Genomic DNA, 13,129 nt, shown 5'->3' with positions numbered 1-13,129 from the left:
GGAAATTACTTTATGAAAGAGCGAGAATGTAGAAAAGCAAGTCTGTTTGATGCAATGATACCAATTACTTGTTTGATATTATTTTTAAGCCTAGGAGTATTAGTATATGGTTCATCACCTCATGTGCCACTAATAGGAGCTGCAGCAGTAGCAGGACTTGTAGCTGTATATAGGCTTGGATTTAAATGGAAAGACTTAGAGTTAAGTATGTTTAATAGTATAAAGATGGCAATGCAAGCAATCTTAATTATAATTATAATAGGCGTACTTATAGGAACTTGGATAGTAAGTGGAGTAGTTCCATGTATGATTTATTGGGGACTAAAAATTTTATCACCAAATATTTTTTTAGTGGCATCAACATTAGTCTGTGCAATAGTGTCTCTTGCAACTGGTTCATCATGGAGTACAATGGGGACAGTTGGAGTAGCTCTTTTAGGAATTGGTCAAAGTTTAGGTATGCCAGTTGGATTGATAGTAGGCTCTATAATATCTGGAGCTTACTTTGGAGATAAATTATCACCTTTATCTGAAACTACTAATTTAGCTCCAGCAATGGCAGGAACAGATTTGTTTACACATATAAAATATATGTTATATTCAACTATACCATCATTATTAATTTGTTTAGTAATTTATGGTGTAATTGGAATGAAGTATTCAGGTCAAGCATTAGATATAAAGCAGATAGAATTAATTAGGTCTACATTAGATTCTACATTTAATACTTTATCACCAGTATTATTATTAGCTCCAGTAATAGTAATTGGATTAGTTGTATTTAAAGTGCCTGCTATACCAGGACTTATAGTAGGTGCTGTATTAGGAGTATTGTTTGCAGTAGTTTTTCAAGGGGAATCCATGAGTACAATATTGGATGCAGCACAAAATGGATATGTTTCATCAACACAAATAGAAGAGGTAGATGCTTTATTATCTAAAGGTGGGATTATGAATATGATGTCTACTGTATCTTTAACAATATGTGCTCTATCTCTTGGAGGTATTTTAGAAAAAACAGGTATGCTTGAAGTAGTAGCATCTTCTTTATTAAGACTAGCAAAGGGTGTATTTGGAACAGTATTATGTACAATGGTAACTTGTACAGTTACTAACATAATAGCAGGAGAACAATACTTATCTATAGTTATACCAGGAAGAATGTATAATAAGGAATATAAAAAAAGAGGTATACACCCTAAAATGTTATCAAGGGCTTTAGAAGATAGTGGGACTTTAACTTCTCCATTAGTGCCATGGAATACATGTGGAGCATATATAACAGCTACATTAGGTGTATCAGCATTAACATATGGTCCATATGCATTATTAAATATTATAAATCCATTGGTATCTCTAGTTTTAATTGCATGTAAGTTTAAAATAGCAAAAATAGAAGATGAACCTGAAACTTGTTTAAATTTTGATGTATGACGTTAATAAGTTTAACTTGGCAGTTTTTATATTAACTTATTCTTTTAATATTAAAATTATTTGTATAAATTTTTCATAAAAAGGAGATTTATTTTCAGACTTGCCTTAAAATTAGGCAAGTCTTTTAAACATATATTAGTTAGAAGAGTATTGTGTACTTGATATGGTAAAGAGATAATAATTAACTCGTTGTTATACAATTTATAGAGTGATATAATTTAGGATAAATAAGAGAAGTAGATACAGGGGGAAACACATGGAAATATATGATATATTAACACGTTTTTATATTCAAGATATAGAGAAAGCAATATCTTTTTATGAGAATGTTTTAAAAGAAAAATGTTCTCTACGTTTTTCTTATAAAGAAGTTGGATTGGAACTAGCACAGGTAGGAAATGTCTTACTATTATCTGGTTCTGATGATGCTCTCAAACCATTTATAGAAACAAAATCTACTTTTATGGTTGACTCTGTTGATGAATGGAGAAGTTATCTATTAAAGAATGGAGCAGTTGTGGTAAGAGATAAGAAAAAAGTTCCTACAGGATATAATATGACAGTAAAACATCCAGATGGCACAATTGTAGAGTATGTTCAACATACAAAATAAGATTAGTTAAAAATAGAATAGAAGATTATTACATAAAGGTGAACTTTGTATAGTGTTCACCTTTTTATTCTTTTGACATATAGAAAACAATGTATTGAAATAATACAACAGAAACCCAACCTATTCCAGTAGCAAATGCTACAGACTTTAGACCAAATCTTTGAATAAGCAAATAAGAAAGAATTACACGAATTGATATATGTAAGATAGTTCCAATTACAGGGATGTTTACTTTACCACTTCCTCGGTACCAGCCAACAAAGGCGCTTCCTATAAAACATAAGACATAAAAAATAGAAATAGTTTTCATATATTCTACACCATTTATCATAATGTCATTATTTGTATTGCTCATCATAAGTCCAACAGTAGTTTCTGAAAAAAAGTACATTATTAAAGATAATCCAATTCCTAGACACACCAGAATAATAAATCCTGTATAAAATCCTTGCTTTGCTCTTTTTCTGTCCTTATTTCCAGTATTTTGTGCAACAAATATAGATATGGCCTCAGCTCCACTATCTCCAAAAGAATTAGCAAACCCTTCAATTCTTGTTGTAGCAGTATATGATGTAATCATATCTGTTCCCATTATATTTACAGCACCTTGTACTAGTAGTTTTCCAATATACAGACTAGATTGGTGGAGAGCAGAGATTAGACTATAAGAGATAGTTAATTTTAATAATTTCCATTCAAATTTCATATCCTCTCTTTTAAATAAAAGAAATGAGATATTTTTTCTTATATAAACGAAACAAAGAAGTGATGCGAGTGTCTGTGATAATACGGTTGCAAAGGCTGCTCCTTGAATTCCAAAATTACATACTGCAACAAAAACTAAATCTAAAACAGTATTCATTATCATTGAAAACATTAAAATAATAAGGGCCGATTTGGTATTACCAACAGCTCTCAAAGTTGCTGATAACAGATTATAAAAATATGTTGCAATGAGTCCACAAAAAATAATATTTAAGTAAGATTTTGCTATACTTGCAACCTCATGTGGAGTATTAATTATGTTTAATAGTGGAGATAGTATAAATATTGAGCATATACTTAATACAAAAGTCAATGTAGCTCCAAAAATAGTTGCTAAAAAAGATTCTCTTCTAAATGAAGACAAGTCATTGGCACCATAAAAATGTGCAAAGATAATTGAAATACCTGTGCAACTACCACTTAATATAAATATAAAAAGATTCATAATAGTACCTGCTACACCTACAGCAGCAAAGGCAGTTTGGCTTACAAATCTACCAACTATAATAGCATCAATAGTATTGTAAAGTTGTTGAAGTATATTTCCTAAAAGCAATGGTAACATAAGTATAAACAATTCTCTTTTTATATTTCCCTCTGTTAAGTTAGTTGTATATTTCATAATAGCACCTCGTTAAATTTTAAGATATAATTAGTTTACAGTCATATCAAATAATTGTAAAATGCCGTTTTTAGCCATATAATATAAATAAATATTTATATTATGAATTGAGGTAAGGTTATGACAGAACTTGAGATACAAGCATTTTTGACTGTTATAAAGTTAGGTAGTATTTCTGCTGCTGCTGAAAGTTTGTATGTTACTCAGCCAGCATTAAGTAGAAGAATAAATGCATTAGAAACAGAACTAGGATACAAGTTAATTAGAAGAAAAAAAGGTATACGAATATCAGAGTTGACAGAAGAGGGAAAAGCATTTGTACCAATTGCAGAAAAATATAAAATTCTTTTACAAGAAGCCAAGTCTATAACTAAAATGGATAGAAGTAAAATTCTAAACATATCCTCTATAGGGAGTGTAAGTTCATATATACTTCCAGATGTATTTTCATGCTTTATGAACACATATCCAGAATATAATATAAACTTTTACAATTATCATTCTTATGAAGCATATGATTACATTTCAAAGGGAGAAGTAGATATAGCACTTATTTCTGATGATATGTTTTTTAATAATATAGAAACAATACCAATATTTAAAGAAGCTATGTTACTAGTAACAAGTTATGGTTCAAAATATAAAAGTGAGTTACATCCTTCTATCTTAGATGTTGCTGATGAGATAAGGCTTCCGTGGAATCCTGAATATAATTTATGGCACAATTTTTGGTTTCGTTCAACTCTTCAACCTAAAGTATTTCTAGACCAGATGTCACTTTTGGAGTACTTTATGAGGCAAGAAAATGTGTGGGCTATTGTGCCAGTGTCAGTAGCATACCATCTTAAAGAAATATCAAATATCGAAATACATTATATAAAAGATGCACCTCCAGATAGATTTATTTATTACTTAATTAAGGAATCTAGTAAGAAAGAAATAATAAATAATTTTTTAGATTTACTAAATGAAAAATTATTGAAAATTAAAGGGTTAGAGTCTTTAATTAAAAAGTAAAAGTTATATTAAACTATTGAACTAAGAATTTATTATGAGGTTAAGATATTATTTTGGAAACAATTATTATTAGGATTGGAAAAATTATTAAGTATACTATAGTAAATATAAAGTACATATAAAAATAAATTTGTTTACAAAAGAGCAAGATTCATTAAATATGACTAAGTGATGATTGATATAATGTTGCGTGGATAAAAGGAGGAGAGCTGCAATGTCTTATAAAGTAATTAATGTCATAACAGCTATTGACTATATAGAGGAGCATTTATCAGATAAGCTGGATTTAGATATAGTTGCTAATGCTGTTCATTATTCAAAATATCACTTACATAGAACTTTCACATCTTCTGTTGGCTTGACGATGCATGATTATATAAAGCGAAGAAAATTAACAGAAGCAGCAAAACTATTGGTATTTTCAAAGAAACCAATAATTGAAATTGCATTGATAGCTGGATATGAAAGTCAACAAGCATTCACTTCTATATTTAAAGCTATGTACAAAAAATCTCCAAATAAATATCGAAAAGAACAAGAATTTTATCCTTTGCAGCTAAGATTTGTTTTGAAAAAAGACGATTTATTTTCAAAAAACGTGTTAGAGTTGGAAAAAGAAATTAAACTTGCAAATATGTCTGATATACCATTGTGGATGAATTTAGTGCGATTAGTCATAGATGGATTTCCAAATTTGCAAGAGGAAGAATATATTTCTCAATTGGAACAGTATATTTTAGAAGAAAGAGCCTTGATATTAAAGCTTAATAATATTGCTATTGCAAATATGATATTTAATAGAGAAACTAGAAGTATTGATTTTTTTGGTATACATCCACAATATCGTAATTCAGATATTGCACAAGTGTTTTTGAAGAAAGTTATTGAAGATTTCTTGATAGATACAGATATCTCAATTACTACCTTTCGAGAGGGTGACAAAGCCGATACAGGGCATAGAGATATGATAAAGAAGTTGGGATTTGCAGAAGCAGAGTTGCTTGTGGAATTTGGATATCCTACTCAAAAATTTGTCATGACTTCTGTAGATAAAAAGAACAATAAATAGCAATAATGATTAAAAACTCCAAAATATAATTAAGTATAATGATTCAATATAAGTACTTAATTAACAAGGAGGATTTAAATGTCTAAAAATAAACAGGTAGTAAATTTTGATTCTATTGTATTTGATTGTGAACATAACATATATGAACATGATACAGAGCTATTGACTTCTTTTCCAGATGAGATTGTACATCTAATAGATATAAACAATAAGATAGAAGATGCTTTTAATAAAGCTGAAAATCTTGTTGGAAAACTTGAGAGAGATTATATGGAAGCCAAAATGTATATGGTAAAAAATAGGGGCGAAATAGACCCACATGAAATGTTTCAAAATGAACAATCACTAAAACAAATAGATAACTATGGAGCTTTTATGGTGAAAGTTCGAGATAAGATTGATAAAACTAAAGATTCTCCATATTTTGCTAGAATAGATTTTAGATTGAAAGATGTGGATGATGAATATAAGTACTACATAGGTAGATTTGCATTTGATTATGAAGATGAACTGTTAATACTTGATTGGCGTTCTCCAATTGCTAGTATGTTTTATGATTATGAAATAGGAGTAGCAGGATATGATGCGCCAATAGGATGGGTAGATGGAGAAATAACAAGAAAGCGACAATTTAAAATCAAAAATGGGAAATTGGAATACGCATTAGAAAGTTCTATCAATATACAAGATGATATTCTTCAAAAAGAACTTAGTCATACTTCAGACGAGAAAATGAAGTCAATTATTTCAACAATACAAAAAGAACAAAATCAAATTATCAGAAATGATAAAGCTAATACATTGATTATTCAAGGGGTAGCTGGTTCTGGTAAAACATCTATAGCATTACATAGAATTGCTTTTCTTCTTTATAGATTTAAAGATAAAATATCAGCAAATAATGTAATTATCCTATCACCTAATAAAGTTTTTGGAGACTATATTTCCAATGTTCTACCAGAACTTGGAGAAGAACCATTATGTGAATTAAGCTTTGAAAATATAGCAGAAGTACAATTAGAGAGAATAATTAACTTTGAAAGTGAGAGAAACCCATTAGAAATAAATGATGCTAAATGGAGTGAAAGAGTGCGTTTTAAATCTACACTTGATTTTGTAAAACTTATGGATAGTTATATAAAACAAATGCCTAATAAGATTTTTATTCCAGAAGATTATATTTTTGGAGACTTCATAGCTAAAAGTGATTGGATACAGAGTAGATTTGATGCATATAATAAATATCCAGTTAAGAGAAGACTTGAAAAGGTAGCTGAAGATATTCGTTATAGATTCGAAACAGATAATATTATGGAAGAAGATTTACCAAGAGTAAAAAGCATACTTAAGAACTTAAATGGAATGTTGAAAATAAAAAATACCCTTTTGTTGTATAAGGATTTCTTTAAGCAAATGAATATATCAAACATGTTTGTGATGCCAGAAAAGAAAACACTTGAATGGTCAGATGTATATCCATTTATATATATCCATGCTGCATATGAAGGATTACAAGAAGATAAGGTTATAAGACATATTGTTATTGACGAAATGCAGGATTATACACCTATTCAATATGCTGTAATAAACTTGCTTTTTAAGTGTAAAAAGACTATTCTTGGAGATTTTGGACAATTAGTTAATCCCAATCATACTCACACACTAGATGATATGAAACAACTATATGATGATGGGGAACTAGTTATGTTGAACAAGAGTTACCGTTCTACTTTTGAGATTATTAATTTCACAAAAAAGATTCAAGACATATCTTCATTAGAGCCTATTGAGCGACATGGCGAAGAACCAGCTTTATTAAAATGTAATAACGAACAAGATGAGATAAATAAGATAAAAATAGAAATTGAAGAATTTAAAAGGAGTGATAATGCTACTCTTGGTATTATATTAAAGACAGATAATGACGCTAAAGCTATATATGATGTGCTAAGGGAAGAATATAGTGTTCACTTAATATCTTCTGAAAGTTCTAGCTTTACAAAAGGAGTCTCCATAACTTCTATTAAAATGTCAAAAGGTCTAGAGTTTGATGAAGTTATTGTACCTTCAGTAAATAATAAAACATATTATAGTGATTATGACCGCAGTTTGTTGTATATTGCTTGTACACGAGCTATGCACAAACTTAAGTTAACATATGTTGGTACATTAACTCAACTTATAAGCATGTAGATTATATTTTATATGCATTTATTATCATAAATGAGAATTGGGGCAAAGATTCATCAATAAATCAATAAAAAATAATACTTATAAACAAATAAAAAATAAAAGCTATAAATTACATTTGAAATTTAATAAAATTTTATGATTTATAGCTTTTATAATGTTAATTTCTTTCAAAATAAAGTTAAACTTTAAATTTATGAACTAAAACAAAGTAGTAATATATATGTAATAGTTCTTAATCTCTTAATAGTAGTATTATATTATCTATACCTTTATTGATTTTCTAAGGAAATCTGATGTTATAGTGCAACCTCTTTCAAACATTTCTAGTGGTGTACCTTCAAATACGACCTGACCACCATTTCTGCCACCATCAGGACCAATATCAATCACCCAATCAGCTTGTTTCAATACATCCAAATTATGTTCAATTATAATTATAGTATTACCTTTATCGACTATATGCTCAAAAATCAACATAAGTTTTTCAATATCAGAACCATGAAGGCCTGTAGTCGGCTCATCTAAAATATAGATAGTACCTTTTTTGTTGAGGTTTTTAGCTAACTTAATTCGTTGACGTTCTCCTCCAGATAGTGTGCTAAGCGGTTGACCTAAGGTCATATAAGATAAGCCAACATCTTTCATGGTTTGTAAGATTTTACAAAGCTTCTTTTCTGTAAAAAATTCAAGAGCTTCATCGACTGTCATGGATAGTACATCAACTATATGTTTGCCTTTATATAATTTTGACAAAACTTCTTTACTATATCTAGTACCTTTGCAAGCTTCACATGTATTAATAATAGGGTCCATGAATACAAGCTCTGTAACAAGTACTCCTTTACCATCGCAAACAGGACAAGCTCCCTTTGAATTAAAGCTGAATAAACCTTCTTCAACATTATTTTCTTTAGCAAATACTTTTCTTATCTCATCAAAGAAACCAAGAAATGTAGCAGGCATAGAACGGTTTGTAGCTGTAATACGGCTTTGGTCGATTTTAATAACATCTTTTTCGTACTTTTGTGCGAAAACATGAGAGATTAAAGTACTCTTGCCAGAACCTGCTACTCCAGTAACAACAGTCATAATTCCCACTGGTAAATCTACATCAACATGTTTTAGATTATTTATACAAGCATCTCTAATTGGAAGGGTACATTTTGGCTGACGAGAATTAGTTTTTATAGGTAAGGATAGATTCATTGCATTTGAAGTAAGAGTATTTGCTAAAAGTAATTTGTCATAAGAACCTTGGAATACAACATGTCCACCATGCATACCGGCACTCGGTCCAATATCTATAACTTCATCTGCTATGGAGATAACGTCTTTATCATGCTCTACCACAAGGACAGTGTTTTCTCTATCTCTAAGTTTTTTTAATAACTGATTCATACGATGTACATCTCGTGAGTGCATACCAGTACTAGGTTCATCGAAAATATAAGTCATACCTGTGAGGCTACTTCCCATATAGCGTACAAGTTTTAATCTTTGAGCTTCTCCTCCAGATAGAGATGATGATTCTCTATTTAGATGTAGGTAAAGAAGTCCAATATCAATCATTCTTTTTAAACCATCAGCAAGAGTCTTTATTACAGTTTCAACTCTTTTATCTTTTATTTGTAACAATAAATAATAAAGGTCAGTAAGTTCCATATCACACATATCTGCAATCGAATATCCTAAGATAGTGCAGTTAAGAGTTTCTTTATTTAATCTTTTTCCGTGGCAGATAGGACATTCTTTATCTGTTATAAGTCTTTCTGATTTTTCTTTTGTGTGTTTACTCATATTGCTAATATCTCGATTTAGATATGTTTGATTATATTTGTTAAAAATACCTTCTATTTTTGGATTTTCCTGTTTGCCATCTTTATTTTTTGAGCCATAAAGCAATAAATTATATTCTTCTAAAGAATAATCCTTTATAGGTTTATCTAAGTCAAAAAGTCCAGACTCTGCATACTGCTTCCAGTACCATGAATTAGGTTTAAATAAAGAGTCATTTATACATCCTGTATTCCATGAATTTTCAGGATTTATAATAGATTCAATATTGATTACTTTAACTCTACCAATCCCAGAACAATTTTTACACATACCATTTGGGTCATTAAAAGAAAAATGTGAAGTTGTTCCTATGTAAGGTTCTCCAATTCTAGAAAATAATAATCTTAGTGATGAATACAAATCACTTATAGTACCAACTGTGGAACGTGCATTACCACCAAGAGGAGTTTGGTCTACGATTACAGAAGCAGTTAAATTATCAATCAGCTCTACCTGAGGTTTTCTATACTTAGGTAGTCTATTTCTGATAAATGAAGAATATGTTTCATTCATCTGTCTTTGTGATTCTGATGCGATTGTATCAAATACGATACTGGATTTTCCAGAGCCAGAAACACCAGTAAAAACAACAATTTTATTTTTAGGAATTTTAAATGATATATTTTTTAGGTTATTTTGTGTAAGTCCTTTTATTATAATATTTGACATGAATGTTAAATCCTTTCTGAGTACATTTTAGTAAAGCAATTATATTATGTAACCATATTATAATAAAATTAAAAGCTACTTTCTTGATATATTCTGCTATGTTATAGGAAGTATTTCTAAGTTTAATCAGTCTCACACAATCTGAATAAATGCTAGTTGATAATAGATAAAAAAGTACATAATAGATACTCGTAATTTGATAAATATAAAGATAATTATACAATTAAAACGACTTGACATTTAAAACTTACTATTGTAATATTTAAATATTACAATAGTAAGTTTTAAATAAAGAACAAATAATTACCTCACTAACTGAAAGGAGGACATAATGATACTAATAGTTATATTAAGTATCTTCATCATAGCTTCAATCAACATAATTATATTAGGTAAAGAAAATATAAGAGACATAGTTATCCCTTTAATTCTATTTATTGTAAGTGATTTTTTATTTTTGTGTGGAAATATCATATATAGGGGAGGAGTAATTCTACTATTTATAGGCTTATTTGCAATACCATTGATGTTAATTGCATTTATATGGATTTTAGTACATATGATTAAGCTTTACTATAAAAAAGATTTAAATAAAAGAAAAATGATTGGATGTATATTTGGTATCTTTATAAGTATAGGCACTATATTTATTCCTAGTCCAAGTGAAAGTTTTAGATTTAAACTTTATGAAGAAGATTATAGTGTAGTAGCTAAAGCTATTTTGAAAGTCTATGATGAAAAAAAGTTAAGCTCTGAATGTACCTTTTATATTGAATCTGATAAAAACGAATTGGAGAAGATATTTTCTAAAGAAGTAATAAAAAAAATGAAAAAACTAAACAGAAATTTAGATGTAGTTAAAATTTCTGGAGATAGAAATTTAGTCTATTTTTTCTTTGGAGCTGAATTACAGTCTATTGATGGTATTGTAATTTTTAAAGACCTAAAAGATGTTAAACCAAAGTTAGATTTTATAAACAGAAGTATCCAAGCTCCTAGATTGGAGTATATTACAAATAATGTCTATTATTTTAAAGGTGGGCTATAAGCTTATGTAGAGGAGATGGTATAAAGTATGAAAAGAAAAAATGATTTTATTTGGATAGTTATTCTCCTAATTGTCATAGCTATGGGAGTATATTATGTAGGAAAAAAGCATAACGATACAAAACAAAAGCATGATAAGACTTATATAAACTCTGAATTAAATAACTCCAAAACTGAAAACAGGGATAAAAATAAAAAAGAAAAAATTAATATAGTTGATTATAGTGATTGTTTTAAAAATATTAGTGGAGGAGCTGTTTTTTATAATACTAAAAATAAAGAATATAATATATATAACAAAGAATTAATCGAAACAAGAAGGTCACCATGTTCTACTTTTAAAATAGTTTCAACTCTAATTGGTCTAGAAAAAGGAGTAATAAACAACAAAGAATCAGTTATGGGATATGATGGAACAATTTATAAAAATAAAAATTGGAATAGAAATCTTAATTTGGAAGAGGCATTTAAGCAATCTTGTGTTTGGTACTATAAAAAATTATTAAATAAAGTTGACTCTAATTCTGTTCAAAAAATTCTAGATGATTTAAAATATGGAAACTGCGATATTAGTGAATGGGAAGGCGATTTAAAAAATGGAATGGGACATTTAAATGGATTTTGGTTAGAATCTTCATTACAAATATCTCCAAAAGAGCAAGCAGAAACAGTAGCAAAGATATTTGAAGGAGATACAAGCTTTAAAAAAGAGCATATTAATATTTTAAAAGATATTATGAAAATAGATGTAAATGACAAAAACATAAATTTGTATGGAAAAACTGGAACAGGATATGATGGAAAAAATCAACATGTAGATGCTTGGTTTGTTGGTATGGTAGAGATTAAAGATGATACTTATTATTTTGCTATTAAATCAGATGATCCCAATAAAGAAGTTACAGGTCCAAAGGTAAAAGAGATTGCAATTAATATAATTAAGAAATACTATAATATCGCAAAATAAGCTTAATTTTATTTGCATGTATAAGCTATTTAGTCATTAAATAATTTTACTAAGTTAAGTATAGATTATGTCTAAATCTTATAGTACATAAAATATTTGTTATTGAGTAATAAAATAAATCATAATACATATTAAAATAAATGTTAATAGCTCTTAGAGACTATGCAATATATTAAAAGTATAAATAAAATATGTTGCATAGTTTTTATTTTACATTATAATCTTAAATAATATATAAAAATATATAAAGGTAATTAAAGAATAAAATAATATTTTAAGGAGCTGAAGGTTATGGATAGACTACTATATATCAGACCTGTATATGATGAAGATGTCAAATTGATAGAAAACTGGATTAACCAAGAATATATACTTAAATGGTTTAAAAGTTCTGAAGAATGGATAAAAGAAATTAAAGCTAGATTTGGGGAATTTAGTTTTATAAAACATTTTATTGTTATGTATGATAATATGCCAATTGGGTTTTGCCAATATTATGACTGTCTTAGTGCAAATGAAATCTTTCACCCTGAAATACTAATTATAGGTACGTTTAGTATAGATTATTTAATTGGAGAGGAAGAGTATTTAAGGAAAGGTATTGGAAAAGCAATCATTAAATTGATTATACATAAAATATTTAATGAAACAGAAGCTGAAAGAATAGTAGTTAAACCAGAAAAAGAAAATCTTGCTTCTTGTAACTCTTTAAGAACGAATAATTTTGAATACGATGAAGAAAATGATTTATATCACTTAAGTAAGAGTGATTTTTTGAGTAAAAGTGACTTAGACTAATTAAAAATAATTAAAATATAAATGTGTTTATAAAATATAATTCGCCTAATTAAAGCAGGCATTTTAATAGTTGTTTATATTTAGATTTGTGTCACTATA

The 13,129-nt window shown here is 28.4% G+C and carries 10 protein-coding genes; 8 read left to right on the top strand and 2 right to left on the bottom strand.

Annotated features, from left to right (window positions below; translation table 11 throughout):
- The first annotated feature begins 12 nt into the window (after nucleotides 1-12).
- Complete coding sequence (gene nhaC, locus Q3304_RS13285) at nucleotides 13-1,434, top strand: Na+/H+ antiporter NhaC (protein WP_407813742.1); 1,422 nt, start codon at nucleotides 13-15, stop codon at nucleotides 1,432-1,434.
- Between the two features lie 256 nt (nucleotides 1,435-1,690).
- Nucleotides 1,691-2,047, top strand: coding sequence for a VOC family protein (locus Q3304_RS13280; RefSeq protein ID WP_219673834.1), 357 nt, complete (start codon nucleotides 1,691-1,693; stop codon nucleotides 2,045-2,047).
- A gap of 64 nt (nucleotides 2,048-2,111) precedes the next feature.
- Here the strand turns inward: Q3304_RS13280 and Q3304_RS13275 are convergent, their stop codons facing one another.
- A complete protein-coding gene (locus Q3304_RS13275) occupies nucleotides 2,112-3,434 on the bottom strand; it encodes an MATE family efflux transporter (protein WP_407813743.1) in 1,323 nt (440 codons plus the stop codon).
- A 120-nt stretch (nucleotides 3,435-3,554) separates the two neighbouring features.
- On the opposite strand from Q3304_RS13275, the gene Q3304_RS13270 reads away from it, so the two are divergent.
- The 3 genes from Q3304_RS13270 to Q3304_RS13260 all read left to right on the top strand — a co-directional run bounded on the left by Q3304_RS13270 (nucleotide 3,555) and on the right by Q3304_RS13260 (nucleotide 7,713).
- Entirely contained in the window at nucleotides 3,555-4,451 is an 897-nt protein-coding gene (locus Q3304_RS13270) for a LysR family transcriptional regulator (RefSeq protein WP_407813744.1), read from the top strand.
- A 214-nt stretch (nucleotides 4,452-4,665) separates the two neighbouring features.
- Nucleotides 4,666-5,520 (top strand): helix-turn-helix transcriptional regulator, encoded by an 855-nt coding sequence (locus Q3304_RS13265; protein WP_054268971.1) that lies wholly within the window; start codon nucleotides 4,666-4,668, stop codon nucleotides 5,518-5,520.
- Between the two features lie 78 nt (nucleotides 5,521-5,598).
- Nucleotides 5,599-7,713, top strand: coding sequence for a HelD family protein (locus Q3304_RS13260; RefSeq protein WP_407813745.1), 2,115 nt, complete (start codon nucleotides 5,599-5,601; stop codon nucleotides 7,711-7,713).
- A gap of 261 nt (nucleotides 7,714-7,974) precedes the next feature.
- Here Q3304_RS13260 and Q3304_RS13255 read toward each other — a convergent pair whose 3' ends face one another.
- Complete coding sequence (locus Q3304_RS13255) at nucleotides 7,975-10,218, bottom strand: ATP-binding cassette domain-containing protein (RefSeq protein WP_407813746.1); 2,244 nt, start codon at nucleotides 10,216-10,218, stop codon at nucleotides 7,975-7,977.
- 331 nt (nucleotides 10,219-10,549) lie between these two features.
- Between Q3304_RS13255 and Q3304_RS13250 the strand changes: the two genes are divergently transcribed.
- The 3 genes from Q3304_RS13250 to Q3304_RS13240 all read left to right on the top strand — a co-directional run bounded on the left by Q3304_RS13250 (nucleotide 10,550) and on the right by Q3304_RS13240 (nucleotide 13,030).
- Nucleotides 10,550-11,266, top strand: a complete 717-nt coding sequence (locus Q3304_RS13250) for a hypothetical protein (RefSeq protein WP_407813747.1) — start codon at nucleotides 10,550-10,552, stop codon at nucleotides 11,264-11,266.
- Nucleotides 11,267-11,293: 27 nt separating this feature from the next.
- Entirely contained in the window at nucleotides 11,294-12,232 is a 939-nt protein-coding gene (gene blaCDD / locus Q3304_RS13245; protein ID WP_407813748.1) for a CDD family class D beta-lactamase, read from the top strand.
- 291 nt (nucleotides 12,233-12,523) lie between these two features.
- Entirely contained in the window at nucleotides 12,524-13,030 is a 507-nt protein-coding gene (locus tag Q3304_RS13240) for a GNAT family N-acetyltransferase (protein ID WP_407813749.1), read from the top strand.
- The last annotated feature ends 99 nt before the right edge of the window (nucleotides 13,031-13,129 follow it).

The organism is Clostridioides sp. GD02377 (assembly GCF_045899875.1).
Lineage (GTDB): Bacteria > Bacillota > Clostridia > Peptostreptococcales > Peptostreptococcaceae > Clostridioides > Clostridioides difficile_A.
The sequence above is the reverse complement of the archived record's forward strand: the minus strand, read 5'-3'. Positions and strand labels throughout refer to the sequence as shown.

Excerpts from the sequence above, each read along its gene's own strand:
- blaCDD (WP_407813748.1), top strand. The coding sequence starts at position 11,294 with ATGAAAAGAAAAAATGATTTTATTTGGATAGTTATTCTCCTAATTGTC.
- nhaC (WP_407813742.1), top strand. The coding sequence starts at position 13 with ATGAAAGAGCGAGAATGTAGAAAAGCAAGTCTGTTTGATGCAATGATA.
- Q3304_RS13240 (WP_407813749.1), top strand. The coding sequence starts at position 12,524 with ATGGATAGACTACTATATATCAGACCTGTATATGATGAAGATGTCAAA.
- Q3304_RS13280 (WP_219673834.1), top strand. The coding sequence starts at position 1,691 with ATGGAAATATATGATATATTAACACGTTTTTATATTCAAGATATAGAG.
- Q3304_RS13265 (WP_054268971.1), top strand. The coding sequence starts at position 4,666 with ATGTCTTATAAAGTAATTAATGTCATAACAGCTATTGACTATATAGAG.
- Q3304_RS13250 (WP_407813747.1), top strand. The coding sequence starts at position 10,550 with ATGATACTAATAGTTATATTAAGTATCTTCATCATAGCTTCAATCAAC.
- Q3304_RS13260 (WP_407813745.1), top strand. The coding sequence starts at position 5,599 with ATGTCTAAAAATAAACAGGTAGTAAATTTTGATTCTATTGTATTTGAT.
- Q3304_RS13270 (WP_407813744.1), top strand. The coding sequence starts at position 3,555 with ATGACAGAACTTGAGATACAAGCATTTTTGACTGTTATAAAGTTAGGT.
- Q3304_RS13255 (WP_407813746.1), bottom strand. The coding sequence starts at position 10,218 with ATGTCAAATATTATAATAAAAGGACTTACACAAAATAACCTAAAAAAT.
- Q3304_RS13275 (WP_407813743.1), bottom strand. The coding sequence starts at position 3,434 with ATGAAATATACAACTAACTTAACAGAGGGAAATATAAAAAGAGAATTG.